The sequence below is a fragment of the Arthrobacter sp. H14 genome (assembly GCF_000520495.1).
Taxonomy (GTDB): domain Bacteria; phylum Actinomycetota; class Actinomycetes; order Actinomycetales; family Micrococcaceae; genus Arthrobacter_C.
The window spans coordinates 53,293-79,138 of record NZ_KI914666.1 but is presented as its reverse complement, the minus strand read 5'-3'; the positions used below and the strand labels follow the sequence as shown (position 1 = coordinate 79,138).

22 protein-coding genes, 1 tRNA gene and 1 pseudogene are annotated in these 25,846 nt (G+C 59.7%); 3 read left to right on the top strand and 21 right to left on the bottom strand.

Annotated elements, in window-relative coordinates; all coding sequences use genetic code 11:
* Positions 1 to 11 precede the first annotated feature (11 nt).
* The 4 genes from Y707_RS0114915 to Y707_RS0114900 form a co-directional block, all read right to left on the bottom strand.
* Positions 12 to 935 carry a glycine betaine ABC transporter substrate-binding protein gene (locus Y707_RS0114915; protein WP_026535675.1) on the bottom strand — a complete coding sequence of 308 codons (924 nt, stop codon included), beginning with the start codon at positions 933 to 935 and terminating at the stop codon, positions 12 to 14.
* Positions 936 to 980: 45 nt separating this feature from the next.
* On the bottom strand, positions 981 to 1,823 hold the full coding sequence (locus Y707_RS26415; protein ID WP_051442063.1) for an ABC transporter permease: 843 nt from the start codon (positions 1,821 to 1,823) through the stop codon (positions 981 to 983).
* Entirely contained in the window at positions 1,823 to 3,028 is a 1,206-nt protein-coding gene (locus Y707_RS26410) for a quaternary amine ABC transporter ATP-binding protein (RefSeq protein WP_253905195.1), read from the bottom strand. The genes Y707_RS26415 and Y707_RS26410 overlap by 1 nt, the downstream gene beginning before the upstream one ends.
* A 383-nt stretch (positions 3,029 to 3,411) precedes the next feature.
* A complete protein-coding gene (locus Y707_RS0114900) occupies positions 3,412 to 4,458 on the bottom strand; it encodes an App1 family protein phosphatidate phosphatase (RefSeq protein ID WP_026535674.1) in 1,047 nt (348 codons plus the stop codon).
* Positions 4,459 to 4,564: 106 nt separating this feature from the next.
* Here Y707_RS0114900 and mshA point away from each other — a divergent pair, with 106 nt between their 5' ends.
* From mshA to Y707_RS30785, 3 genes are all read left to right on the top strand, one after another.
* A complete protein-coding gene (gene mshA, locus Y707_RS0114895) occupies positions 4,565 to 5,797 on the top strand; it encodes a D-inositol-3-phosphate glycosyltransferase (RefSeq protein ID WP_026535673.1) in 1,233 nt (410 codons plus the stop codon).
* A gap of 45 nt (positions 5,798 to 5,842) precedes the next feature.
* A complete protein-coding gene (locus Y707_RS0114890) occupies positions 5,843 to 6,610 on the top strand; it encodes a phosphatase (protein WP_026535672.1) in 768 nt (255 codons plus the stop codon).
* A gap of 379 nt (positions 6,611 to 6,989) precedes the next feature.
* Positions 6,990 to 7,151 (top strand): hypothetical protein, encoded by a 162-nt coding sequence (locus Y707_RS30785; protein WP_155853008.1) that lies wholly within the window; start codon positions 6,990 to 6,992, stop codon positions 7,149 to 7,151.
* A 420-nt stretch (positions 7,152 to 7,571) separates the two neighbouring features.
* Here the strand turns inward: Y707_RS30785 and Y707_RS26405 are convergent, their stop codons facing one another.
* The 17 genes and pseudogenes from Y707_RS26405 to rplU all read right to left on the bottom strand — a co-directional run bounded on the left by Y707_RS26405 (position 7,572) and on the right by rplU (position 25,670).
* A complete protein-coding gene (locus tag Y707_RS26405; protein WP_051442061.1) occupies positions 7,572 to 9,215 on the bottom strand; it encodes a UvrD-helicase domain-containing protein in 1,644 nt (547 codons plus the stop codon).
* Positions 9,194 to 11,173, bottom strand: a complete 1,980-nt coding sequence (locus Y707_RS0114870; RefSeq protein ID WP_051442060.1) for an AAA family ATPase — start codon at positions 11,171 to 11,173, stop codon at positions 9,194 to 9,196. The genes Y707_RS26405 and Y707_RS0114870 overlap by 22 nt, the downstream gene beginning before the upstream one ends.
* A gap of 1 nt (position 11,174) precedes the next feature.
* Positions 11,175 to 12,530 carry a DUF2130 domain-containing protein gene (locus Y707_RS26400; protein ID WP_051442059.1) on the bottom strand — a complete coding sequence of 452 codons (1,356 nt, stop codon included), beginning with the start codon at positions 12,528 to 12,530 and terminating at the stop codon, positions 11,175 to 11,177.
* A 2-nt stretch (positions 12,531 to 12,532) separates the two neighbouring features.
* A complete protein-coding gene (locus Y707_RS0114860) occupies positions 12,533 to 14,938 on the bottom strand; it encodes an AAA family ATPase (RefSeq protein WP_253905194.1) in 2,406 nt (801 codons plus the stop codon).
* Positions 14,926 to 16,134, bottom strand: a pseudogene (locus Y707_RS26395) (restriction endonuclease); the annotation flags it as partial. The pseudogene Y707_RS26395 and the gene Y707_RS0114860, both read right to left, overlap by 13 nt.
* Positions 16,135 to 16,377: 243 nt before the next feature.
* Positions 16,378 to 16,587 (bottom strand): hypothetical protein, encoded by a 210-nt coding sequence (locus Y707_RS31860; protein WP_035781863.1) that lies wholly within the window; start codon positions 16,585 to 16,587, stop codon positions 16,378 to 16,380.
* A 166-nt stretch (positions 16,588 to 16,753) separates the two neighbouring features.
* A tRNA-Ala gene (locus Y707_RS0114845) sits at positions 16,754 to 16,829 on the bottom strand.
* Between the two features lie 98 nt (positions 16,830 to 16,927).
* Entirely contained in the window at positions 16,928 to 17,569 is a 642-nt protein-coding gene (locus Y707_RS0114840) for a histidine phosphatase family protein (protein WP_253905192.1), read from the bottom strand.
* A 65-nt stretch (positions 17,570 to 17,634) separates the two neighbouring features.
* Positions 17,635 to 18,039 carry a ribosome silencing factor gene (rsfS, locus tag Y707_RS0114835; RefSeq protein WP_026535665.1) on the bottom strand — a complete coding sequence of 135 codons (405 nt, stop codon included), beginning with the start codon at positions 18,037 to 18,039 and terminating at the stop codon, positions 17,635 to 17,637.
* Between the two features lie 45 nt (positions 18,040 to 18,084).
* Positions 18,085 to 19,491 (bottom strand): hypothetical protein, encoded by a 1,407-nt coding sequence (locus tag Y707_RS31555; RefSeq protein WP_026535664.1) that lies wholly within the window; start codon positions 19,489 to 19,491, stop codon positions 18,085 to 18,087.
* 17 nt (positions 19,492 to 19,508) lie between these two features.
* A complete protein-coding gene (gene nadD / locus Y707_RS26390; protein WP_253905196.1) occupies positions 19,509 to 20,120 on the bottom strand; it encodes a nicotinate-nucleotide adenylyltransferase in 612 nt (203 codons plus the stop codon).
* Positions 20,121 to 20,214: 94 nt separating this feature from the next.
* The gene (locus tag Y707_RS26385) at positions 20,215 to 20,463 is read right to left on the bottom strand and encodes a hypothetical protein (protein ID WP_035781861.1); all 249 of its coding nucleotides are present in this window, start codon (positions 20,461 to 20,463) and stop codon (positions 20,215 to 20,217) included.
* An 81-nt stretch (positions 20,464 to 20,544) separates the two neighbouring features.
* Positions 20,545 to 21,894: a glutamate-5-semialdehyde dehydrogenase gene (locus Y707_RS0114815; RefSeq protein ID WP_026535663.1), complete on the bottom strand. Its 1,350-nt coding sequence runs from the start codon at positions 21,892 to 21,894 to the stop codon at positions 20,545 to 20,547.
* A 108-nt stretch (positions 21,895 to 22,002) separates the two neighbouring features.
* Positions 22,003 to 23,151 carry a glutamate 5-kinase gene (proB, locus tag Y707_RS0114810; protein ID WP_026535662.1) on the bottom strand — a complete coding sequence of 383 codons (1,149 nt, stop codon included), beginning with the start codon at positions 23,149 to 23,151 and terminating at the stop codon, positions 22,003 to 22,005.
* On the bottom strand, positions 23,151 to 24,782 hold the full coding sequence (obgE, locus tag Y707_RS26380; RefSeq protein ID WP_051442057.1) for a GTPase ObgE: 1,632 nt from the start codon (positions 24,780 to 24,782) through the stop codon (positions 23,151 to 23,153). The genes proB and obgE overlap by 1 nt, the downstream gene beginning before the upstream one ends.
* 212 nt (positions 24,783 to 24,994) lie before the next feature.
* Positions 24,995 to 25,267, bottom strand: a complete 273-nt coding sequence (rpmA, locus tag Y707_RS0114800; RefSeq protein WP_026535661.1) for a 50S ribosomal protein L27 — start codon at positions 25,265 to 25,267, stop codon at positions 24,995 to 24,997.
* 94 nt (positions 25,268 to 25,361) lie between these two features.
* On the bottom strand, positions 25,362 to 25,670 hold the full coding sequence (gene rplU, locus Y707_RS0114795) for a 50S ribosomal protein L21 (protein WP_026535660.1): 309 nt from the start codon (positions 25,668 to 25,670) through the stop codon (positions 25,362 to 25,364).
* Positions 25,671 to 25,846: the final 176 nt, after the last annotated feature.

Sequence of the window (25,846 nt, the reverse complement as noted above, 5' to 3'; positions counted from 1 at the left end):
GCCGGGTGCTTCTACTTGGCCGTCAGGCTGTCGACGTACTCCTGGTTTTCGGAGATCCACTTGTCGACAATCGGGTCGTAGTCATCGGACTCGTTCTCGTTGAACATCACGTTCTCGAGCGAGTAGAGGTTTTCGTTCTCCATCTTGAAGTCCGAGATCCACTCCGATACCTGCGGGTAGTCCTCTTCGAATGTTCCGGAGCCGTAGGAATAAATGCTCTCAGCGGTGCCCAGGGTTCCTTCCGGATCCTTCAGGTCCTTGATGTCGAAGGCGTTGTAGGCCCAGTGCGGACGCCACAGCGTGACAACGATGTTTTCGTCGTTCTCCATGGCGGACTTCAGTTCAGAGAGCATGGCCGGCGTGGAGGACGTGATGTACTCCATGTCATCCAGTCCGTACGTCGGAATGACCTCTTCTGAAGTGGCCTTGGTCAAGCCGGCGCCGGGCTCAATCCCGATCAGTCGGTTGTCGAAGGCGTCGGCATTTTCGGCCAGTTCGGTCAGGGAATCGACAGGCGAATCGGCGTTGGTGGCGATGGTGAGCTTGGCTTCGTCGTTCCACGCGCCGAGTTCGGTGATCTCATCACCGAACTCCTCAAGGTACGAGGCGTGGGTAGTCGGAAGCCAGACGTCCATGAGCATGTCATAGTCACCGGCTGCCAGACCGGTGAAGGCGGGGCCGGCGTCGGCATATTCCAGTGTGACCTCCATGCCCTTGTCTTCGAGGATTGACTGCCACAGCTCGGAGACAGCTACGCCCTCGGGCCAGCCGCTGAAGACGCCGATGGTAATTTCCTTACCCTCGAGGCTGGACGCGTTGGCATCATCGCCACCTCCAGCCTGATCCTCCGTGTTGGATTCGCCCCCGCCGCAGGCAGTCAATGCCAGGGCGGAAATCATTCCCATTGCAGCGATAGATGTAAAGTGCTTTTTCATTTTCTTTCCTTTCCACCTGCCGGGGCAGGATCAATTTCGAATTTTCTAGGCAGTCGACGCTGGTGTCGACGTCTTACCCAAGGTTGCGGTCAATCGGTCAAGATAGATGGCGAGGATGACGACAGCGATCCCGGCTTCCATCCCCAGTGCGGTGTCCACCCGGCCCAGTGCCTGGACCACTTCTCCGCCGAGTCCTCCGGCGCCCACCAATCCGGCGATTACAACCATCGAGAGCGACAGCATGATCACCTGGTTGATGCCGGCCATGATCGTCGGCGTCCCGAGCGGTATCTGGATCTGGCGCAGGATCCGCCACGGTGAGGAGCCGAAGGCATGGCCTGCTTCGACGACTTCCCTATCCACCCCACGGATGGCCAGTTCCGTAAAGCGGACGCCGGGAGCCATCGAGAATACGATCGTTGCAAAGATGCCCGGCACGACGCCGACGCTGAAGAACGCGACCGCCGGCAGGAGGTAGACGAATACGGGCATGGTCTGCAGGAAGTCGAGGATGGGCCGGAAGATCACCGATGCCACCTCAGATTTGGCCGCCAGGATCCCGAGCGGGATGCTGATCACGATCGCCAGCGAACTGGCCAACAACACCAGGGCGAGGGTTTCCATCGTCGCGTCCCACTGATCTACACCATAAATCAGGATCAGGCCCACGCCGGTGCCGATGGCGAATTTCCAGTTCTTGACCAGCCACCCGATGCCCACCAGGAGGAGAACGATCAGCCAGAATGGCGGTGTCAACAGGAGCCATTCAATCCCGGTATAGACCGCATCGGAGAAGTCAGAGGCAAAATCGAGGAGAATTTGAAAGGTGGCCTCGACCCAATCAATACCTGTCTCAATCCAGTCGCCGAGGGGTATCCGGAAATCCATTATCGGGTGCCTCCTTCGGGCTTGCTGATTGCCGCTCCGGGCGCATCGGCCCCGTCGCTGTCAACGGGCTGATCGCCCTCGCGGCCTACGTCGGCCCGGTGGCCGGTTCCGGCGGGCTCACTGGCTTGCAGGTCGCGCTGTTCCGCCTCGATGGCGTTGAGCGGGTGGCCCGGGTTCGAGCCGCCCAGGGCCGCGAGCAATGTCTCGTGGCCAAGTGCTCCAATTACATGGTCTTCGCTGTCGACGACGGCCAGCGGCCTTTCGTTCGCGGCCGAAAGACTGAAGATGTCCGACAGCAGCGTGTCGCCTTTGACCGTTGCCGTATCGGATGCAGACGCTGACTCAAGATCGGCCGCACTGCTGTCCATCACTGCCTCGGCGGTGAGGACACGGCTTCTGTCCACGTCCTGGACGAACTGTTCGACATAGTGGCTTGCCGGCTTGGTCAAGATCTCGTCCGGTGTGCCGATTTGCACGATCCGGCCGTCATGCATCATCGCAATCCGGTCGCCGAGCAGCATCGCTTCATTCAAGTCATGGGTGATGAAGATGATCGTCTTGCCCAGTTCCTGCTGGAGGCTCAGCAACTGCTCCTGCATCTCCCTGCGGATTAACGGATCCAGCGCGGAGAAAGCCTCATCCATCAGGAGAATGTCCGTTTCGGCGGCAAGGGCGCGGGCCAGACCAACCCGCTGTTTCATGCCCCCGGACAGTTGCGAGGGGTACTTTTCGCCCCAACCTCCCAGGCCGACCTTGTCCAGCACCTTGGCTGCCCGGTTTTCGCGGTCTGCCCGTTCAACGCCCTGCACTTCGAGTGCGAAAGCAGCATTGTCCAGGACGGTCCGGTGAGGCATCAGGGCGAAGTGCTGGAACACCATCGAAACGTTCTGCTGGCGCAGCAGCCGCAGGTCCTTATCCGATACCTCCGCCAGATCGGTGTCGCCTATCCGGACGTGGCCTGAGCTCGCGGGCAGGAGCCCATTGAGCATTCGGATCAGGGTCGATTTTCCAGATCCGGACAGGCCCATCACGACGAAAATTTCGCCTCTTCGGACGTCAAAGGATGCGTCAATGACTGCCGCCGTGCCAAGGTTGCTCAGCTCCTCGCGGCTTTGACCGGCTTGGAGCTTCTTGACTACTTCGGCGGACCGTCGGCCGAAGACTTTGTAGATGTTCTCGGCCCTCAGTGCAATATTGTCGTTCACTCTTACCAATCCATGGGTCGCCCCGGTGATTGGTATGAATCAATCCCCCGTTGCGAGCACCACTGTTTATCTGGGGGGTCGCCTTTAGGCCGCCGATTCCTGCTTCCGAACGGTGGAAACTGAAAACGGCGGTCTGCCGGTGGTGGCTGAACCAGGGGGTGAAAAAGCCGCTCCCTGATGCAGGACTCCTCGGATCACGTCTTGCGGTTCGTAAATGAGCCTAACAACAAGGTGTTCACTTCCGGCGTAACGATATGAGATCGATACGGTCAATACGTGATGCTGGTACCTGGGAAAGGCCCTAAAAGCCCTCAATCCCGCGGATTCAACACGTTATAGCTTCGTTACTGGCGAGTAGGCCTCCGCGGGTCGAGCCGATCGGGCTATAGCAATTCGAGCCGTTTGAGTTTCTTAGCCAAACCTGCACCGTCAGGGGCATAGACCATCGGCGTATTGCTCTGGCCGCGGTTGCCGTCCTTTGAACGTCCACCGGCAAGTACGGCCTCGCTGACCGACAGTTCACGGATGGCGATGGCGGCAAGATGTCCGGGATGGCTGCGGGCGAATTCCGAGTAGAGCGCTTCATCATGCTGGCCGTCGTCGCCAATCAGCAGCCATTTGATGTCGGGGAACTCTTCGGCCAGCCGGGCCAGATTGTTCCGCTTATGCTGCGAACCGCTGCGGAACCATCTGTCCCGTGTCGGCCCCCAATCCGTGAGCAGCATTGCGCCGGCCGGATAGAGATTACGGGTGAGGAACCTGGTCAAAGTGGGAGCTACGTTCCAGGCGCCGGTGGACAGATAAATCACCGGTGCGCCCTCGTGGGTCTTGGACAGCCGTTCGAGCAGCACCGCCATACCCGGGGTGGGCATCCGGGCGTGTTCGTTCAGGACAAAAGTGTTCCACGCGGCGAGCAGCGGACGCGGCAGTGCCGTGACCATGACGGTGTCATCTATGTCCGTGACAATGCCCGTCTTGGTTTCCGGAGCAACGATGAACACCATGGCTTCAGCAGGCTCGGACTGCCCGGTCTGCATGGTCACCGTGTGCCATCCCGGTGCCAGCTCCGCCTTGACCACGGCATCGACCACGCCGCCCCGGTCCGCCTCCACCACATGACTGAACCCTCCCAACACGATGGTGACTTTGGCCTCGCCGATGGGGATGCTGGTGAAACTACGCCAGCCGCGCACATTGGCGCCCGTTGACTGCATTTCGCGGTGATGTACCGGCTGCTTGGTCAATAATGCCCGCCCGAGCACGCGCACCCAGCCGGTCGAACCGTAGCCCGCGTAGGCGATCATGGCCTCGGTGTAGTCGCGTTTGCGCGCCCTGCGTTCCCTGAAATCGTGGAAGGCATCTTCCAGGCGGGCGGCGCGGTTCGAGGCCCGGGTCCGTGCAGATTCCGTGTGCGGTTTTGCATCCGTCATAGCAGTAGTCTTTCACGACGGAGGCAAGTGGCGGAGGGCTGGGATCCGGGTTTCCGCTGCAGGACTAAGATCGTTAGAGCCGGTTAGGCCCGTGGGAAGGATCAGTGTGCCGAGAATCCGCCGTGTGGCGATGCTTTCGCTGCACACCTCTCCGCTGAAACAGCCTGGTTCCGGCGATGCCGGCGGGATGAATGTCTACGTCCGTTCGCTGGCTGCCGCGCTGGCAGGGGACGGGATCGACGTCGAAATTTTTACCCGTGCCGAATCTGCAGACCGGCCCGCTATCGAGGAACTGCATCCAGGGGTCCATGTCCGGCACGTTCATGCCGGCCCGCGGGCACAGTTGTCCAAGGAGGAACTGCCCGCGCATGTATCCTCCCTGGCGGGGGCTATGAACAGAATCCGGGCCCTGCTGACGGACGGCCATTTCGATACGATCCACTCGCACTACTGGGTATCAGGAATGGCCGGTCTGCTGATGACTGACCACTGGGACATTCCGCTCGTTCATTCCATGCACACCCTGGCGAAGGTGAAAAACCAGCATTTGGGACCGGCCGATAAGGCAGAACCGCCCGTGCGGGTGGCCGGTGAGCAGCGCATCATTGAACAGGCTGACCGGCTGATCGCCAATACGCAGACCGAAGCCGGCGAGCTGGAGCAGCTCTATGCAGCGGATCCCGGCAAGATCGATGTGGTGGCTCCCGGCGTCGATCTTGCCGTTTTCAAGCCCGCATTCCGCGCCGGATCCCGGCGGCATATCGGCGTCGCACCCGGGACCTTCCATATCCTTTTCGCTGGCCGTATCCAGCGATTAAAAGGACCCCAGGTCTTGATCGAGGCGGTTGCGGAGCTGAAGCGCCGGCGCCCGGACCTGCCGCTGAGAGTCAGCATGCTTGGAGCTGCCAGCGGTGCCGAGGCTCTTGAACTTTCCCCGATTATCGACCGGCTTGGGCTGGCCGGAACTGTCACGGTCCGCGATCCTGTCGAACCCGCCCAGCTGGCACACTGGTACCGCGCGGCCGACGTGGTAGCTATGCCGTCTTTCAGCGAGTCGTTCGGACTCGTCGCGCTCGAAGCCCAGGCGTGCGGAACCCCTGTCGTGGCTACCAATGTGGGAGGACTGGCAGAGGCGGTCTGCGATGGCCGCACTGGGCTTCTCGTTGACGGACACTCCCCCGGTGACTGGGCGGGTGCCCTGGAGAGCCTGTACGACGACGGCGTCACCCGCCGGGATATGGGAAGGGCCGCCTCGGTCTATGCGCAGGGGTATGGCTGGCAGCGCACTGCCCGGCTGACAGCTGCCAGTTACCAGGTGGCGGCCGAGCAGCACCGTTGAAGTGTTGGACGTTGACGTATGGCGATGGTCATTAGACTGGACGGCGTGAATGCACAAGAACTCGCTGAGTACCTGAACTCCGTCCGGATCACCGGCAAAATCGCCACCACCCGTGAAGTGAATGTGAAGCACATCCACTGCTTTATCGACGGCGAAGTGAACCATGAATTTGGTGTGGAATGGACGCGTGACTGGACTTACGACGACGTGTTTGACCTGATGCACCACAGAGTGGGCACCAGTTCGGATCACGAGCATCTTGAGGGTCAGGACACGATCAGCGCAGAACTGTGCGTGGCCGCTCTGGACAGGTTCGCCGAACGTCTGGCTGAAGCTGTAGCGAAACAGCAGCGGGTCCTGTTTGCCACCGGCCATCCCGCCGGACTTCTTCCCGTGCATGCCGCCCTGGCCGAAGCTGCCGGCCGGGCCGGAGCCCGTTTGGTCGAAGTCCCGGAGGGCAACAAGTTCCTCGAAGGCGATATCCGGCAGATTAACAAGGTGCTGATGTGGCACCAGCATGGAAGCCTCATGCACACTCACCTGCCGATGCCGATGCAGCTAAGCCTTGAGCGCCTGGCTGCGGAAGGCGAGCCAGCCCCGGATTTGGTCGTAGCCGACCACGGATGGGCGGGGTTCGCGGCCACCAGCGGCATTGACAGCATCGGATTCGCCGATTGCAACGACCCCGCCCTGTTTGTATCCGAGGCGCAGGGCCAGCTCCAGGTCGCCGTTCCGCTCGACGACAACGTCTGCCCCGGCCTCTATGCACCCATGGTGGAATACATTCTGGAGCAGGCAGGGCTGAACGCGTAGGCTCAGCCGCTGCTGTCCCAGCCGCCGCTAAGCCATAGTTGGGTTGGGCACAAAAAAACCGCTGGAACCGAGGCTTTTGCCTTTGGTTCCAGCGGTTTATCCGGTGGGGGTACTGCGAAATTACTGCAATCGAGAGAGGCAGACTTCTGACCTCTGTTCCTTGATGGATGAGGCGTTATCTAGCACTCCGCGGCTGCGATCCCGTACCCCTGGTACTTCTCCACGTCCGAAGAAGCTTTCCTCATCCATTGTATCAAACGTGGTTTCCGACTACTCAGGGGGTATTCCTATCCATGAGCTGGCCACGAAGTATGGCGTCCACCGCGTGACGATCAGCGAGCACTTGGATCGAGCAGGTGTAAGCAAGCGGCCAAGGAGTATGAGTGAGGCGCAGATCGACGAAGCTGTTCAGGACTACGCCGCCGGCCAGTCTCTGGAGAAGATCGGCACACGCTTGGGCTTCGATTCGACGACCGTGCTCAAAGAGCTTCGGCTGCGCGGGGTGCAGACGCGCGATACTCATGGCCGTGAGCGCCGATAGTCGTTAAGGGCGTCAATGAGCTTCGCGACGTCTATTTCTGGGTGGACTTCGCTGAATACCACGATCTGCTTGACGCTCCCTTTCCGTGGGTGTGGGGCGTGAGCCTGAGCAATGCGGTAGTCCTCGAGCCGATCCGTGAACATGACCAACTTAGTGAGTGCTCGGCCGGCTCGCTGTGGAAGTGACCTGTCCGCGATCGAGTGCCGATGAGCTAGGAGGTCGTCGTCCGAGAGCTTCTTCGTGAACTCGAAGTGGGTATGAAGGTCCCACTGCTCGTTCGGGCTGAGCATAACAAAGGCTCCCCCGTCTTGAGAGAGCCATTCTTCCTTGAGTTGATGGTGTTGTTTGAGATAGGTGGGGTTAGCAAGGCGAGGCATGCGGGACGAATCACTATGAGCGAATCGGCAGTCCGCGTCAAGATCAAGTAAGTCTTAGGACGTCGTCGACGCCGAGGAGCGCCTTCGCTCCGCCAAGCTCCTCAGCGCTAAGAGGATTCAGGCAAACGACCGCGAGACCTTTCATCGCGCGCGAAAAGCACACGTAGAGGAGCTTCCGCGAGCGTTCGAGTCGATCACTGCTGGTGTCGGTTCCTGTCAGGACTCCGTAGAACTTGTATCGGTTCCAAAGTTTGTCGTCGATAAGTACGAGAACGTTTTCGAACTCTGCACCCTTCACCCCATGCTTGGTCGAGAACGGTGTGTGTTGGTCCGCGTAGTCGACAAAGATGCTGGCTTGCGACCACGGCACTGCGAGTACTGCGTCGTAGAACACGCGCCTCGCGGCGAGACTTTCGTCATCGTCCGTTGGGTCAGTCGCGAGACGCTGGCGAAGCCTCACCAGCTTCCGCGACAACGGGATGAGCGGACTCTTCGCTATGAACTCGACAACATCACCAACACTGCCGCTCGCACGAGCCTCCGTGAGCCGCTCCATCTCAGCCAGTATTTTGGCCTTGTCCCCCGCGGCCCTGATTGTGTATCCGGATTGGCCGAGGAGAGTAAGAAAGCGTCCGTATTTGTGCGCGTCATGCGACGCAACGAGCCCTTCGACGAACGTGAAGAGTTCCCCGAACTCGTCGCTTCTCTCCATGAGGAGACCGTTCCCAAAGGAGCGTTTTGAATAGGCGGCAAGCAGATCCGTGTATCCAATTTCGCGCGCAATTCCACGATGAGTAAGCATCAGAATCTTTGTGTTTGCTTTCGTCCAACCGTCATTGGCGAGTTCGGCGAGTGCCTTCTCATATACGCCGTCTGCGACACCATCTGCAACGAGAAGATGGACATCGCCAGGGAGGTTGTCACCAGTCGGTTGCTGCGCGAGGTCACTTCGTAGTCGGTTCAGTACTCCGATGACCTTGACCGAACAGCGATAGTTCTCGACTTTGGTAATTGATCGAAGGCCGTGATTAGTGGCGACATCCGAGATGTTCGAGTCGTAGATCTGCTGCATCGAATCGCCGAAGAATCCAACCACAGGCTTTCGCGGATTCTTGACGAAGTACTTCAGTAAGAGATCGATGACTGCGGCGGCTGTGTCCTGGTACTCGTCGACGAATATGTAGGGGAAACGATCAGCGACGATGCGCGTGATCTTTGGGTATTTCTCGAACAAAGCGGCCGCGGCGGAAATCACGTCGTCATGGAACAACTCACCTCGATCGAAGTGGCGTCCGAATTGTCCGTACGTGATCGGGACGGATTCTAGGATTTCGGCCAGACCGTCAACGGGCGTTTTCGCTGCCTCATTGATCGCAAGAACTTCTATCTTCAGCTCGCGCTGAAATCCCGAACACACCGACCAGAGAAATTCGTGAATCGTGTCGACCAGAACTAATGGATCACCGTTGAGCCGCGTGATGATCTCGTCCTTTGCGACGTTCGTGTAAGTAATACAAACGACGCGATGATCCGTGCGCTCCAGATCGGCACGTTCAGCGGCAAGGATGGATTGAATCGTCTCGATCAATGATCGAGTTTTTCCCGACCCAGCACCGGCTTCAACGACGAATGATTCGCGGGCATCGATGCATTCTTTGATGGCTTCTAAGGTGTCTTGTTCAGCCATTCCAGGCCCTCCTTGATATAGCCAGGGACAGACCATCCGCTCATCTGAAGGATGTCGAACGCGAAGTCGGTCTTCTTATCGATCGCCCGCGCCCGCTTATAAGAGTCAGCTTCAATCGCGGCAGCATCCAATCGGGTTCCATCAGCCTTCTCGAACGCACTTTTGTTGGCGAACTCAACCGTTGTCGCAAGCACTGATGCGTTGGCGAGGATGAAGGCTTCCTCGAAGCTGCGCCCCGTATCGGTCTTGCCGACCTCGGGAATTTGATATGCCACAGCGACCCTGTCGTTCAGCTTCGATTCTGGGGTCGCCACCAGGAGGTCATTAATGGATGATTTGGCCGGCAACCATTTGATCAGCGACTGATTGCTAGTTAGGAGTCCTGCTGCTACACATTTGGCTTTTCGTTTGTCAGCTGGATCCACTGAGTCGATGTCCGTGATGATGAGCGTCTGAACGTTGAGGAATTCTACGATCCCGCGGAAAAGATGTGCGTAGGCGCCACCAACTTCGATTACCGACAGATACTGGTGCGCAAGAGGCGCCGCTACCTCATCAATCATTCGAGGCAGGAGCAGGCGCTCAACCGTGCCCTCGATCAAGATGAGCTTGTCCGCGAAGAACATGTCACAGCGGTTGAGGACCATGTACTGCTCGAGAAAGTGGAGCGCAGCTTTGCCCTCGGGCGTGGCATTTTGCTGGGTTCGAAAGTCCGATAGGTCGCGGACATCCATTGGCGACACGGAGTTATCGAAATAGCGAATGCAGTCGAATCCGCTCTCCGCAACCATGTGCGACGAATGGGTCGTGATAACAGTCTGCGCATTCCAGTCTGCTTTCGAGCTCACGAATTCCCGGATGCTCTTCACGAACACGTATTGCATTTGTGGATGGAGATGGGCCTCCGGCTCCTCGACGAAGATCAACTGGATCGGAGGTCGTGGTGTTGCTCTTTTAAGCTCTTCGTAAAAGCCGATGAATTGAAGAATGGTGAAAATGAGTTTGGAATAGCCGAGACCGTTGTGGGCCTCGGGAAGTTGCTTCGTTGCTCCCGCATCGTTGTAGTACAAATGCGCGTTACCCCGAAGGACCTTCACGGCCTCCAACTCGGAAATGACCGACAGCTTCGGAAGACCGGGCATTCGACCGACCCCAAAGACTTTAAGGTCGGTGTAAATCGACTTAAACAGCTCCTTGTACTTATCGTCCAAATCATGACCGGCACTCTCGAGTAGCTCGGCGATCTTCTCGGCAGCGTCACTTTCGGATTGGTTCGAACGATAGAACTCTTCAAAACCCTTTGACAGGCCATGACCGGAATCAGATGCCATATCATCAACCAGGTTCTGTGCGTAGATGAACTTGATCGACAACAGGCGGCGGAGATCCGCGTCGGTAAGCGTCTTCCGATTGGATTCGTCCTGCGCGTCAATGGCCTCGATGAGCGAGCCCGTACTGCTGGAGAAATGCTTTCGCAGGTACACGAATAGATCAATGCTTTTCTTGGAATTCGTCTCCCGATAACCCTTGAACAAGGCAAAGGGATCCTTCACAAACGTCCGAAACATCACGGTCGCATCCGACCTAGCTGGATCTAGATCCATGATGAAGGGCGCAAGCGCTGACAGGTCGTCGGCGTCGTCATACGTGATTGTCAAAGTCAGTTCAATGGCGGGCAGGTCTCGCGCCATGGCCGCTCGGTCATCGGCGGTGCCCTGGTCATCAGCCTCAGTCGCTATGACCCATTCGTCGTATGCAGCGAGGGCTGCTTCGAACCTGGGATGCGCATTGAGCGAGATGTCATCAAACGAAAATGGTGAAGTGTCAGCCTTGACGAGCTTCCGAAAAATTTCCACCACGGAGGTCTTCCCGCTGTTGTTGCGGCCAACGATCATCGTTGATTCATCGTCCAGAGCAATAGCTGCGTTTTCGAGCAGCCGGAAGTTCTTGATGTGCACGCTAGATACCTTCATATTTCTCCTGGCCTGGGGATCGCTCTTCGACGGTAGGGTCGACACTCTTTAGTTCGGCGAACTTATCCGCCATCGTCGGGTTGCCTCGCGTCAGCTTCTTGATCGTGACGTCCTGCGCCTTGTCGTTCGCGAGCCGGAGATTGCGGTTCGTGCCGAGGAGCGCCTCTTTCGTCTTTTGCAGGTGGTCGATCGATTTGTCGATCTCATCGACCGCCGTCTGGAAGCGCCTGGAGGCGAGGTCGAAGTTCCTCGCGAAGCCGGTCTTGAACGATTCGAGCTCGTCCTCGAAGTTCGTGACATCAATGCTCTGCGCCTTCACGAGTGCAAGCTCCGATTTGTATTTGAGCGAGTTCATCGCGGCGTTCCTCAGCACTGTGATGATCGGGATGAAGAACTGCGGCCGGACGACGTACATCTTCGGATAGCGATGCGACACGTCGACGATCCCGGTGTTGTACAGCTCGCTGTCGGGTTCGAGCATGGAGACCAGCACCGCGTACTCGCAGCCCTTCTCGGCGCGGTCGTTATCGAGCTCCTTGAGAAAGTCCTCGTTCTTGTGTTTCGTCGCGATGCCATCGCTCTCGTTCTTCATCTCGAACATGACTGAAACAATCTCGGTACCGGCATCGTCGGAGTCGCGGAAGATATAGTCGCCTTTGCTGCCGGTTCGCGAGTCGTTGTCCTTTTCGAAGTACGCCTTCGGGAATGCCGTCGCTCGAATGCGGTTGAACTCTGTCTCGCAGTGCTGCTCGAGGGTTTCGCCGACCATCTTGGTCGATAGCCGCGCCTTCATGTCCCGCAAGCGCTCGATCGCGTCATCGCGATCCTTGATCTGGGTCTCGTACTTTTCCTTCAGAGACGATTCGGCCAGTTGCTTTTCGAGCTTCGCCTGGGCAAGGCCGCTCTTCAGTTCGTCGCGCTCCTTCTCAACCGCACCGACCGCCTCGGTGATCGCAAGTCTCTGCGCAACCTCACCGGCGTCGAGCTTCGCCCTCATCCCCTGGATCTCAGAGTCCTTCGTCGCGGCAGCCTTCTGCAGCTCGTTCACGAGCTTCGCCTCGGACAGCTCGACAGCAGACTGCTTCTCCTGCTTTGTCTGCTCGAGCTTCGCTTTCAGCTCCTGGAGTTCGGCGTCCTTGGCCGCGGCCGCCTTCTGCAGCTCGCTAGCGACCTTCGTCTCGGCGAGCTCCACCGCGTTCCGCTTGTCCTGCTCGGCAAGTTCCAGCCGCTCATGCAACTCCTGCTGGAACTCGCTGTCGCGGACCTGTTTTACGATGTCGGCGTAGCCAACCTCGTCGATTGTGAATGTCTGACCGCAGTGCGGGCACTTGATCTCATGCATAACTACACCTCCTCAATTTCTTCTACTAGATCCATGACGGGCTGCGCCTCAAGCAGAAGGTCAGATGGTTCGACGCCGATTACCTCGCACAGCCCCTCGAAGTGCTGCTGGTCGACGGCGTTCATGAACGTAAACACCGCAGCTATAACGGCTCCGACCTCGTCGGGGTTCACTGCCACGTCAGTCTCGGGCGACTCCGCATGCGAGTTCGCATGTGTGAAGCGCGTGAGCTGGAGCCGAAGCGCGTCAGCGTCACCCGTGTACCCGAGATCTTCGAGGGTTGCCCCGATGTCCCTCATTGCATTGGTGAAGTTTCCAACCGAGGTCGGACTCTTGAAGGCGAGGAAGGTCTCCAACATGCGCCGCAGCACGTTCGGATAAAGCAGCAGTGCATCGAGCTTCTTCTCCATTGAGGAGTCGAGAACAAGTGCGGCGTGAGCGCGCGCTGCGGTAATGAAAGCATGATGATAGGAGGATCGAACCTTAAGGCGCGTGTCCTCGTTGGGGGGCCAGACAATGAAGGCGGGCACCCGCTTCTTGGTACCGTTCACATCCTGATGAGGCGCGATCAGCTCGTAACAGTTCGATGGGTAGCTCTTGTGGCTTGACCCGCGCTTTCCAGGTAAAAGCCCGATTTGTATATCCCACTGACGGAATAGTTCGAAGTTATGGGTCTGCAGGAACACCTGCTGGATGTGATCCTTGGAGATTGTCTCGCTCCAGATGTAAGTCGAGATGCCCATCGCAGCGCCACTATCGAGACTGGACACAGGGTCGTCAATGACGACGATCGGCTTGCCAGAGTGGGCGTTGGCACGCTTCACGTTTTCTAGGAAATGAATGAGTGTGATCGCCGTGCGCTCGCCCGTGCTCAGATCACGCGCTGGCTGTCCATAACGGGTGACCCGATAGTGCTTGCCGTCAGGAAGTAGCTCGAACGACAGCTCGTTGCGCCCGAGGATCCGAGTGAGTTCCTTAGCCATCACATCAGCGCTTGGCAGAGGATCGCCTTCGACGTTCTCTAGGGCTGCGACTTCCTCGCGGTACTTCGTCAGAGTCTCTTCGAGGTCGCCCTTGGCCCCCGTTGCCTCCTTGGCCTTTTCCTCCAGCTTGGTGACCTTGGTTTCGAACTCTTTGAGGAGATGCAACTCCACTTTCTTTGCAGCCTGCTGCACCAGCGTCGCATGCTCGGAGACGCGGTCATTGTGGTCCTTCAGAGCCTGCTCGATCTTGGAGCCATCGACCGCAGGCGCCTCGATCAGGTCGTACTCGACCCGTGCGACGACATTGGCTCGCTTCTTTTCGAGTGCAGCCAACAGTCCCTTGAGCCACTTGCCCAACTCATCGGATTGAGTCTTCGCGTCAGCATGGGCAATTTTGAAGCCTTCACGGAGATCGTCAAACAGCGAGCCGGCAATCGCACCATCGCCGAGAAGACTCTGCAGAGAGGCCTGCGCAGTTTTGATCTCTCGGATCAGGGCATCGGTAGTCCACTGCGCCTCCTCGACTTCGTCCGAGAAGTGCTGTTCGATCTGCTTCTTCCTGTCCTCGGTGAGATCGCCGCCGCAGAAGATGCACTCAGTCAGACCCTTGTGGATGTGGCGACCGCTCTCGACCCAGCTCGATGCCTCCTCGTGCTCCTTCAGCGTGTCGAGGACGACAGAGACTGGCGAGGTTGTCAGTGCTAGTGCCGCTTCGCCGGGCAGCTCCGCCCTGATCGCGAGCGAATGCGACTTAGTTGCAACGGTCTGCCGTTCGTCTGAGTTCACGGTTGCTAGCGCAGTGTCTTTGTCCTTGCCAGAAAGCAATGTCCACGCAGTGCGCGACCCTGCGAAACACGTCTTGACCGTACCTTTGCTGTAACTGCCATTGGAGCGGTACTCCCCGCCAGCGCGACCGAGAGCGGTAACGACACCCCGAGCAATCGTTGTGTGCTCGTCGTCCAACGCTTTATCTGCATCGCGCGATGCCTTGGCAGCATTGGTCAGTTCGCCGATGGCGGTCTCGATGAGGCCGCTTAGTTCATTGATGCGCTTCTCGTCCTCTACTGTGCGCTCGCCGAGTGTGAGTACCGCCTCGACTTCAGTATCACCACCGAAGTCGTGGCTGCGAGCAACGTAGCCATCGCTGAATACGAAAATTCGCTCGAACTCAGTGTCGTGCGCTTGGTTACTTTGACGGTCGTTGCTCTTGTCCGCGTTACTCATGCGGGTCGAGACCTTGGTGAACCCGCCATTCTCACTGCGGAGACCATCAATGGCACGCGAGAGCGAAGTCTTGCCAGCGCCGTTAGCGCCGTAGATCAGGTTGAGGCGCTCGAAGTCAGGTACAGCTGAGTTCCAGCGGAAGTTCTCGAAGATTCCGCAGTCCTTGATCGAATCGAAGCGCCTCAGCATCAAAGATTCCATTTCTCCGGGCTCGACTTCGCATAGTCGGCGATGCCGATCGCGGCAAAGTGCTTCTTGGCGGACTTGATCTTCGCGAGCTCGCTCGGGCGCAGCTTAGAGTCGTCGAGGGTCGATTTGGTCTCGCGGATCATATAGACCCGGTTCTCGCCGTCCTCGTGCTTGATGATCGCCCAGTCCGGGTTGTAGTCGCCGACTGGGGTCGGAATCTTGAACTTGGCCGGCAGCTTCATGAAGAGCTTGATGTCCTCGCGGGAGTCAAGCAATTCGGCGAACTGGCGCTCAACGTCAGAGTCGTAGACCACGTAATCGAAGTCGGTTTTCTTGTCGTTCTGGACCTTGTACATCTGGTCGAGGAAGCGTTCTTTCTCCTCCGCACCGTCTTTTTGAAGTTCACGCAGCTCGTAGATCGAGCCTGCGATCTTCTCGTACTGGATGCCCTCGACGACAATCTTCGCCAGCTCGCCCTGGAGGGCGCGCTTTACCATCGCTGTGAAGTCGTTGGGGTTGCCGATGAACTCGTCGAGGCGTTCACTGGCAATCAGGATGTCGACGATTGTCTTGCGGGTGAGCGATGTCGCTTCCTGCATCTCGCTGATGATGTCCGGCAAGTCGTAGCTACCTTTGAGTTCCGCCGAGCGAGTGCCCAGCTCCTGGCCTTTGGCACCGCCGCGAAGAACCTTGACTCCAGCGCGGGTGATCTGGATGCGGAGCGGGTCGATCCGTGGTGAGTCCTTGACGGCTTTGACAGACGAGTCAATCAGCTCTTCGCGACTAACGGTCACGCGGTAGGTGGTCTTGCGGCTGATGGCGTGCCAGAACTCCTCGAACTCCGGCGTCAGATACAAGGCCTTGTTGAGCGTGCGCTCCTTGCGGTTGCTCTTCGGCTTGACGTACTTCTCGAGGCTGGCCTTGCCGACTGCTTCGATGATCTCTGGCTCGTAGCCCTTGAGGTATTCAGGTAGGTTCAGCGAGAATCCAAGTGTGTTCGGCAGGAACTTCGAAGTCACCTTGCCGTCGGTGAGATAGCCGTTCTGGGTGAGGTGGTCGTAGATCTCTTTGGACTTCGCGTAGCCAAGCGCATCGTCAGTGACGTTGCCCTCCAGGTTTCGGGCGGCGATCTTGGCGAACTCGTTGAAGCGCACCTGGCCAATCTCGACCCCGGCAGCCTTGTACTCGTTCTGCAGGCTCCTCGCGAAGGCGCCTTCATCGCCGCGATGCGCGCCGGGATGGAATCGGCGCTGTCCAATACCGAGGCCGCGCAAAGGCTCCTTCGTAAACAACTGGAAGACCAGCTGATCACCCTCGACACCAAAGAGGAGAACCTGCTCGACCTCGCCTCGGACGGCACGCTGCCGCAAGGCAAGATCCGTGCGCGCCTGGCCGATATCGGACGGCAACGCGAGAAGCTCCGGACCGAACTGACCACCGTGGTCGATGACCTAAGCGATGGGGCCGAATTCCTTCAAGCCAACCTGAGACTGCTCGAAGACCCCCGCGCGCTCTACATGGGCGCAAGTGACGAGATCCGGCGCAAGCTCAACCAGGCCATCTTCAAACACATCTTCGTCGCCAACGAAGAAGTCGTCGGTGATGAGATCAACAGCCCGCTCGCCGAACTCCTCGCTGCCCAGCACGGCTTCCGCGCCCAAGCGGCGGGACTCAATGCGGGCGATTGCCTTAACCAGGCGTTTGCCGAACTACTGCGTCACGCCGCACCAACGACAAGAGCCACCCCGAAGGGTGGCTCTTGTGCGGTTACCGTAGAAGACCTACTCACCGGCATCGACGCGGACGCCGATTCTAGTAAGCCTTCTATGGTGGAGCTGAGGGGACTCGAACCCCTGACCCCCTGCATGCCATGCAGGTGCGCTACCAGCTGCGCCACAGCCCCGAATTATTTGTTGCCCGGCCGCCGGTGGCGTCCGAAGCAACTTGTTTGAGTTTAGTAGAGACAATTAGCAGATACCAAATTGAGCTCTTCAGCCTCTACTAACCTTCCTGCACTGTCACTGGCTGAGGCAGCGTGCCGGCATTGTGCTCCGTCAACCGCCAGCGCAGTTTTCCTTCCAAGGCGCTGCCTTCCACCTCTTCCAGCAGGGACCAATTACAGTTGGCCAATCCGGACAGGACACCCCAGTACTCATACGGCAAACCCAGAAGATGGGCAATCCCAACACGCGCAGCACCGCCGTGGGTCACGACGACGAGGGTTCCGTCTGCGTCCAGTCCGTCGACCGCTTCAAGAATCCCCGCAGCCATCCGTTCGGCCATTTCGGCTCGTGTCTCGCCTCCGCCGGGACGTACTTCGACCGATCCAGCGTTCCACTCTTCCATTTGTTCGGGAAACCGCTCCACAATGTCGGCGAAGGTCAAACCCTGCCAATCACCGAGGAAAGTTTCCCGCAACCGGGAGTCCACTTCCACGTCGAGCCCCGTGACGCTGGCAAGCGCCTGCGCAGTGCCGAACGCGCGCCTGAGGTCGGACGAGACGATCCTGGTGGGATTGCTGTTCGCCAGAAGGTCTGCGGCAGCGGCGGCCTGCTGACGGCCAATGGCGTCAAGGTCGATGTCCTCCTGGCCCTGAAACCGGCCTTCGGAGTTCCATTCGGTGCGCCCATGCCGCCAAAACATGATCCGACGGCGTTTTCGGGCTGGATGCCATGCCGGCAATGTGGGACGAGACATCGAATGAAACCCTAGCCGGCTTCCGTGCCGGCTGATCCGCCGTCACGGCCGCCGTCGTCGTTCAACTGAAGATCGACGGAAGGGCAGTCGCCCCAAAGGCGTTCCAGGGCGTAGAAGACACGGTCTTCCTCATGCTGGACGTGGACGACGATTTCCGCGTAGTCGAGGAGCACCCAGCGCCCCTCCGAGCGTCCCTCGCGCCGGACAGGACGGAGATCCTGCTTGAGCAGTTCCTCTTCAATGCCATCGACAATCGCATTGACTTGCCGCTCGCTTGAGGCCGAGGCAATAAGGAAAATGTCGGTGATGGCCAGGCGTTCGCTGACGTCGATGGCGATGATGTCACTCGCCAGTTTGTCGGCGGCCGCGCGTGCGGCGTTCCGCGCCAATGCGACGGAGGTATCAGAAGCGTTCACAAATCTCCTCGAGCTATCATTTTTCAAAAGAGGCGCGGTTCAATGTCAGCCGCCCATAATCATTATCAGGCCCACCATGAGTGCAATGGTCCCAAGGGCGAATATCAGCACCTGCAGCAGACGTTGCCGCGTCGCCCGTCCCATCCCGGCAGTCCTGGAATCCAGGGGTTCAAGACCATGCGCCGTGTGCGCACTGATCGGCCCACCTTCCTCCGTCGGTCCGGGCACAGAGTCAGGCGGAGTCAGCTGCCGTCCCGTGGACGCAGTCCGGGAGGCGCCGGTCCTGGCGGCCGCCTCTGCCCGTGCGAGGACATTCGACCTGCTGCCTGCGGCGGCACTTTGTCCGGCATTGCGGGAGGACCCGACGGCGGTCTCCCCCGCTTCTTCGCGTACCGGCGGCACTGGAGCAGGGCCGGGTGAAAGCTTCGACGCTGGACCCGGGGCTGGGCGGGGCACCCGCTGGGTGGTGGACGTAATCACGGGAATGTGCGACGTCGTCGGCGGCTTCATGACCGGCCGGTCCATTCCGGGAACCTTGACGAATTCCAGCGGTGTCACCATGGCAAGGTTGTGCGCCGACGTGGGGTCGTTCTGCTGTGGAGTGCGCTGGCGGTTCTGCTCGGCTAAACGCTGCTTGGTAATCGCCCGTTGGTTCAGTACAGCGGCGCGTTCGGCCAGCTTCTTTTGCTCGGCCAGCACCTCGAGATCCACCGTCTTGGGATCCTGTTCAGAAGCATCCAGCATGGCCATCTGGTTCTTGGCCTGCTCAACCAAAGCCGATCTGGCCGCCAGGGCTTCTTCCACGCTCAGGTCGTTAAGCGGATTCTCCGTCCCCGGCGCAGATCCGGCACTATCATCCTGCCCGGATTTGTGCTGAACAGGGCTGGTGGGACTTCCGGCGGAAGCATCCGTGGAGTCCCGATCCGGTCCACCCTGTCCTGGAGACGCCGGCGGAACTATCGGCAGACGCGAGGTGGACAGTCCAGCTGCCCGGCGCTCGGCTTCGAGCTGCTGCTGGCGAAGCTGCCGCCGCGTCAGCGGTGCAGACGACGCCTTCTTGGCTTCCTGCTCGGACAGGGCTTTATAAGCACGCAGCGTTTCACGGTCGCGGGCCCGTGCCTGCGAGGTCCGTTCAGCCGGCTTGGACACCGGAGCGTCCACGGGCGAATCCGCAACGCGGCGGCGGCGGGAGGGCCGTTGCTGCTCAGCCTTCTCGTCCTGCGGTGACCCGACGGGCTGCTGCTGAACCAGATTCTGCTGATCAATAGTCGGGCGGGACTCGTTTCTGGCCTCGGCCTCCTTGCCACTGTTCCGCCCGGAGCCGGGTGCCGGCGCAGGAACCAGCGGCACAGACGGATATCCGTTCTGCGGCTCGTCTGCCTGCCCGCTGTGAGCTTCACGGGTCTGCCGCAGGGCTCTGCGGCTCCGCGGTGACTCCTGATCCTTACTCATTGCTAACTCATTCAATACTAGAAGCTGATTACTTGCTTTGGACCTGCATGGGCCGTCCCGCGGTCCGGCGTTTGACGGCGGTAAAGGCCATACTTCGCGATGTATTGAACCACACCATCCGGAACGAGATACCACACCGGTTTTGACTCGGCCACCCGGGCGCGGCAATCCGTGGAAGAGATCGCCATGGCCGGCACTTCCAGCAGACTGACGTCCTTGCGGCCAAGATCATCAAGCTCGTGCCCGGGTCGGGTGACGCCAACAAAATGCGCCAGCGACCAGAGCTCCTCGATGTCCTTCCAGGACATGATCTGGGCCATGGCGTCGGCGCCCGTGATGAAGAACAAGTCCGCTTCCGGACGGGCCTTCGTCAGATCCCGCAAGGTGTCGATCGTGTAGGTCGGACCCGGACGGTCGATGTCCACTCTACTCACAGTGAAGCTGGGGTTCGATGCCGTGGCAACCACCGTCATCAAATACCGGTGCTCCGCCTTGCTGACCTTCCGTCCGTCCTTCTGCCAGGGACGGCCGGTGGGAACGAAAATAACCTCATCGAGACCGTAGACCGAAGCGACCTCACTGGCCGCAACGAGGTGGCCGTGGTGGATGGGGTCGAATGTGCCACCCATCACCCCCAGGCGGAAGCGTCTTCCGGGCACAGTCGGCGAATCGATGTGGGACCGGGAAGCAGCATCTGCTGCAGGGTCCCGCTTAGCCGCTGTATCAGTGATGGGACTTCTCTTCGCCGTTCGGGTGATGCTGCTCGTCCGGAAAACTCTTATGCGGATCCATATGCTCCTCGACCGCCTCGTGGCGGTTGCCCAGATTCGTGAAGGCCAAAGTGACGAACATCATCAACAGCAACACCGCCATAATTCCTACGCCGTAGGTCCAGGCCGGGATTGGAAGTTCAACGTGTTGCTCCACTGTCTCGGCCGTGATCTGGACTGCGCTCTGAAGCGGTGTCAGCATGGTCTCTCCCCTATGGGTCTCATGGTTTCAGTACCCCGCCTGGACGGGGTACTGAACGGATTCACCTATATCTTACGTGCTCTACGGCTTTATCTGGCCGTCGCCGTTAACGATCCACTTAGTGGTCGTCAGTTCCGGCAGTCCCATTGGACCACGTGCATGCATCTTCTGCGTGGAGATGCCGACTTCGGCGCCCAGGCCCAGCTCCGCCCCATCGGTGAAGCGGGTGGAGGCATTAACAATGACCGCTGCTGAATCGATCTCCGACGTAAACCGTTCGGAATTGGACAGGCTGTTTGTGACGATGGCCTCAGTGTGGCCGGTGCTCCAAGTCCGGATGTGGCTGATTGCGTCGTCCATTGAGTCGACCACGCCCACCGCCATTTCCAGATCCATGTATTCGGTGGCCCAATCCTCGTCGGTCGCAAGATCAGCGCTGACGCCGTCGGGCAAGGCGCTCATCACGCGCTCGTCGGCATGAAGCCGGACGCCGGCCTTCGCCAATGCCGAAAGCAGTTGCGGCAGCAAGGTCGAATCCTTGTGGACCAGCAGGGTCTCCGCGGCATTACAGACGCTGGGGCGGTGGGTCTTGGCATTGAGAACAATCTCGACAGCCATCTCTTCGACCGCTGTTTCGTCCACGTATACATGGACATTGCCCTCACCGGTTTCGATGACCGGCACGGAGGCATTGTTGACGACAGTCTGGATCAGGCTGCGGCCGCCACGGGGAATCAGCACATCCACGCGTCCGCGGGCCTTCATCAGCACGTTGGCGCCCTCCCGGCCATAGGCATCGACGCTCTGAACGGCGTCGGACGGGAAACCGGTTTTGTCGAGAACGTCCCGGATGATGGCCACGAGAGTCTCGTTGGTGTTGGCTGCGGCGCTGCCGCCACGGAGGATGACCGCGTTGCCGCTCTTAATGGCGAGGCCGGCGATGTCAACGGTCACGTTGGGGCGCGCCTCATAGATGGCGGCGACGACGCCCATGGGGACGTGGACCTGGCGCATCCGCAATCCGTTGGGAAGCGTTTGTCCGCGGACGATGGTACCCACGGGATCGGGCAGCGACGCCAGATTCTCCAATGCTGTAGCCAGACCGGCGATCCGGTCGGCGGTCAACGTCAGCCGGTCCAGCAGAGCCTTGCCTGTTCCGTTCTTCTCGCCGGCTTCAACATCGAGCGCGTTCGCACGCAGAATGGTCTCCTGGTTCTGCACCAGGGCCTCCCCGATTGCCAGCAGCGCCCGGTCCTTCCAACCACGGTTGGCACGCGCCATCCGGCGTGACGCGGTTCGCGCCCGGTCGGCCAGGGCGTGGACCGCTTCAGTTACCTCCGTGGAGGGCGCTGCCGGGTCCGCCGGAGCGGCGCCGCCGGTTGACGCAGTGTTTGAAGTAGCTTCGGAAGTCTTTTCGGCACTAACAGTCATGAATCCATTCTAACGTCGGGGACTTTGCTATGGCGTTCTGAATATGGGAATATCCGGCGCCATCCCAGTGGAACCATCTCCACGGGGAACGCTGAGGTTGGAGCGCAATCAGCGCGGTGGCGGAGTTTTGAAAGCCACCAGGTCATTGACATGCACCACAGAGCGCTCATATTCGCTGCCGAGTTCCTTGGACAGCTCACGCGTGGTGCGCCCCAGCATCTTGGGCAGTTCATCCGAATCGTAATTGATGAGTCCGCGGGCGATTACCTCGCCTTGCTGGTTAACCATTTCAACAGGGTCGCCGGCCTCAAAATTCCCGGTCACCTTCGTAATACCTGCCGCCAGCAACGACCGCCTGCGGTCACGCACGGCCCGCGTGGCGCCGTCGTCGAGCTCCAGGGTGCCCTCAATACGGGCCAGATGGGCCAACCAGAGCAGGCGGATCGGCTTACGCCGTCCCTTGGCCGTGAACCAGGTTCCAACGTCCTTGCCGGCAAGCGCGTCAGCCGCCTGGTCGGTATTCGTGACCAGGGCGGGAATTCCGGAGGCAGCGGCCATTGATGCGGCGTCCACCTTGGTGACCATTCCGCCGGTTCCGACGCCGGCTGCACCGGTGGAGCCGATTTTGACGCCTTCGAGGTCTTGGGGACCTGCCACTTCCGGTATCCGTTTGGCACCTTGGGATGGCGGGCCGTCGTAGAGCGAGTCGACATCGGAGAGCAGGATCAGCGCATCGGCCTTCACCAGGTGCGTGACCAAGGCGGCCAGGCGGTCATTGTCACCAAACCGGATTTCATGGCTGGCGACCGCATCATTTTCGTTGACGATCGGCACAATGCCGAAGTTGAGCAGGCGTTCGAGCGCCCGGTGGGCATTGGCGTAGTGGCTGCGGCGGATTAAATCGTCCGCGGTCAACACGACCTGGCCGACCTTGACGCCATGGACACCGAATGACTGGTTGTACCGGGCCATCAGCAATCCCTGTCCCACGCTTGCCGCGGCCTGCTGGGAGGAGAGGTCCTTGGGCCTCCGGTCCAGCCCCAGTGGCGCAATACCGGCCGCGATTGCACCGGAAGAGACGAGGATAATTTCAGTTCCCTGTTTGTGGCGCTCGGCGATAACGTCCGAGAGCTTGATCAAGGCTTCCTCGTCGATTCCGCCGGCGACGGAGGTCAGGGAGGAAGAACCTACTTTTACGACTATACGGTCGGCCGTAGCCAGACCTGAGCGGCTCTTAATTGCGCGTTTTGAGGACATTAGTTCCTAGGGTCGGTGTCAGGGTCCATGTCGGTATCAGGTTCAGGGCTGCCGTCGGCAGTGTCCTGCGCGTCGGATTCCTTCACAACGGGCCGGGCTTTGCGCCTGGAAACGGATTCGGTCCAGATGCCAGCCTTGCGTTCCGCCTCGAGCTCGTCGCGGGCCGCAGACCTGGCTTCCTTACGATCTTGATACTGCTCACGTTTTTGATCGCGTGTGGGGCGATCGTATTCTTCGAGCCGCAGATCTGTTCCGCGGCGGGACGCCAGAAGCTCGGCGCCACCAATCATGGTCGGCTCCCAGTCGAAAACGACGCCGTCGCCCTCGCCGATAACCACGGTGGAACCGGGCAGGGCACCTGCCTTGAACAGCCCCTCCTCGACGCCGAGTTTGGCCAGCCGGTCGGCGAGATAGCCGACGGCCTCGTCATTGGTAAAGTCTGTCTGCTGCACCCAGCGCACCGGCTTCTCGCCCAGCACGCGGAACAGCGGCTCCAGGTTCTTCTCTTCGCGGCGGATCGCGAACCCGGCCCGGTCGACGGCCTTGGGCCGCAATATGACCTTGGGCGGTGCTTCGGAACTCGCCGATTCCGCCCGCGCCGCTGTCACGATCTCAGCCATGGCGAAGGTCAGTTGACGCAGTCCGCCATGCGCGACGGCGGAAATCTCGAACACCTGGTAGCCGCGTTTTTCCAGTTCCGGCCGGACGAATTCGGCCAGCTCGCGTGCTTCGGGAACATCGATTTTGTTCAGTGCCACCAGCCGCGGGCGCTTGTTGAGTGGAACGACTTCCCCTGAGGTTCCGGCGAAACTCGCATCAACCTCATAGGCATCGAGTTCCTTTTCCAGGGCCTCGAGGTCGGAGATGGGGTCGCGGCCGGGCTCCAGCGTGGCGCAGTCGAGTACGTGCACCAATGCGGCACAGCGCTCCACATGCCGGAGGAATTCCAGTCCGAGTCCCTTGCCTTGGCTGGCACCCGGAATCAGGCCGGGTACATCCGCCACAGTGAAACGCGTTGATCCGGCTTCCACTACGCCGAGATTGGGAACCAAGGTCGTAAAGGGATAGTCGGCAATTTTTGGACGCGCCGCCGATACTGCCGCAATCAGGCTGGACTTCCCGGCGGAGGGGAAGCCAACGAGTGCGACGTCGGCAACAGTCTTCAGCTCGACGACAATATCCCGCGCGTCGCCCGGTACCCCCAATAGGGCGAAACCCGGAGCCTTGCGCTTCTGCGAGGAAAGTGCAGAGTTTCCGAGTCCGCCCTGGCCACCGGCCGCGGCCACGTATTCCGTGCCGGCACCGACAAGGTCGGCCAGGACTTCGCCGTCGTGTGTCTTGACGATGGTGCCTTCGGGAACGGGAAGAATCAGTGTCTCGCCATAGCTGCCATGACGCATGTCGCCCTTGCCGCCGCCGCCGTTCGTGGCGTGGCGGTGCGGTGCATGGTGATAGGAGAGCAAGGTCGTCGTCTGCGGGTCCACACGCAGGATGACGTCCCCGCCGTTACCGCCGTTGCCGCCGTCGGGCCCGCCAAGCGGCTTGAACTTCTCGCGCTTAACGGAGACGCAACCATGGCCACCCGTTCCGCCGGACACGTGCAATACCACCCTGTCCACAAAACTGGCCACGATATCTCCTTCTCCTGCATAATGTCCTGCATCGATTCTATTGGCGATGCAGCGACCCGCGGACATCGCGGATCAAAATAACCCGGAATGTTGCGGTTAAAAGCAAATGGGGTGAGCCTGTTCGGCTCACCCCATCCTTCGAAACCTGAGGCTGTTAGCTCCCAGCTGCAGGTTCCACGGCGTGCGGAAGCGCGCCGGGGGCAGCTGGGCAGCTACTCTGCTGCTGCAGCAGCGTTGGCGCTCACAATATTGACGACCTTGCGGCCGCGGCGTGTACCAAATTCGACGGCGCCTGCATCCAGTGCGAACAGCGTGTCGTCCCCGCCACGGCCAACGCCGGCGCCGGGGTGGAAGTGGGTTCCACGCTGACGGACGAGGATCTCCCCGGCCTTGACAACCTGGCCTCCGAAACGCTTCACACCAAGGTACTGCGCGTTGGAGTCGCGACCGTTGCGAGTGGAACTCGCACCCTTCTTATGTGCCATCTGAAATGCCTGCCTTCTTGGTAAAAATTTCTAGCTAACGGATCCGGATATTACCGCAACGGAGGATTTCCAGAGTTGCGGCAACAGGTAAGACTTACGCTATGTCGGTAACCTTAACGCGGGTCAGTTCCTGGCGGTGGCCCTGGCGCTTCTTGTAACCGGTCTTGTTCTTGTATTTCTGGATCACGACTTTCTCACCACGGAGGTCTTCCAGAATCTCCGCAGTGACCTTGACCTTGGCCAGGTCTTTCGGTGCGGAGGTGATCTTCTCACCGTCGACCAGAAGCAGTGCGGGCAGCTCAATGTTGCTGCCGGCTCCTCCGGTGACGCGGTTGAGGGTAATAAAGTCTCCTACCGAGACCTTCTCTTGACGGCCGCCAGCGCGGACAATCGCGTACACCACTTGGGAACTCACTTCTCTCGACGTTTAATACTGAAGTTTCTACTAGCGGAGCTGCCTGCTCGTACAGTGCTCACGCTGTGCAACGCCGAGGACATAACCGTGCATGCGGCGTTTGCACCGAAGATCAAGAATACGCTAGATCGACCGCCCGCCGCAAATGAAGGATCCGCGGCGGG

What these genes read in the sequence shown, in the direction of transcription:
- Y707_RS26405 (WP_051442061.1), bottom strand. Translation starts at nt 9,215, where the DNA reads ATGGCTGAACAAGACACCTTAGAAGCCATCAAAGAATGCATCGATGCC.
- nadD (WP_253905196.1), bottom strand. Translation starts at nt 20,120, where the DNA reads ATGGGTGGCACATTCGACCCCATCCACCACGGCCACCTCGTTGCGGCC.
- Y707_RS0114815 (WP_026535663.1), bottom strand. Translation starts at nt 21,894, where the DNA reads ATGACTGTTAGTGCCGAAAAGACTTCCGAAGCTACTTCAAACACTGCG.
- Y707_RS30785 (WP_155853008.1), top strand. Translation starts at nt 6,990, where the DNA reads ATGAGTGAGGCGCAGATCGACGAAGCTGTTCAGGACTACGCCGCCGGC.
- Y707_RS26415 (WP_051442063.1), bottom strand. Translation starts at nt 1,823, where the DNA reads ATGGATTTCCGGATACCCCTCGGCGACTGGATTGAGACAGGTATTGAT.
- Y707_RS0114900 (WP_026535674.1), bottom strand. Translation starts at nt 4,458, where the DNA reads ATGACGGATGCAAAACCGCACACGGAATCTGCACGGACCCGGGCCTCG.
- Y707_RS26400 (WP_051442059.1), bottom strand. Translation starts at nt 12,530, where the DNA reads ATGCATGAGATCAAGTGCCCGCACTGCGGTCAGACATTCACAATCGAC.
- proB (WP_026535662.1), bottom strand. Translation starts at nt 23,151, where the DNA reads ATGTCCTCAAAACGCGCAATTAAGAGCCGCTCAGGTCTGGCTACGGCC.
- Y707_RS0114840 (WP_253905192.1), bottom strand. Translation starts at nt 17,569, where the DNA reads ATGTTTTGGCGGCATGGGCGCACCGAATGGAACTCCGAAGGCCGGTTT.
- Y707_RS0114915 (WP_026535675.1), bottom strand. Translation starts at nt 935, where the DNA reads ATGAAAAAGCACTTTACATCTATCGCTGCAATGGGAATGATTTCCGCC.
- Y707_RS0114860 (WP_253905194.1), bottom strand. Translation starts at nt 14,938, where the DNA reads ATGGAATCTTTGATGCTGAGGCGCTTCGATTCGATCAAGGACTGCGGA.
- Y707_RS31555 (WP_026535664.1), bottom strand. Translation starts at nt 19,491, where the DNA reads ATGAGTAAGGATCAGGAGTCACCGCGGAGCCGCAGAGCCCTGCGGCAG.
- Y707_RS26385 (WP_035781861.1), bottom strand. Translation starts at nt 20,463, where the DNA reads ATGCTGACACCGCTTCAGAGCGCAGTCCAGATCACGGCCGAGACAGTG.
- rpmA (WP_026535661.1), bottom strand. Translation starts at nt 25,267, where the DNA reads ATGGCACATAAGAAGGGTGCGAGTTCCACTCGCAACGGTCGCGACTCC.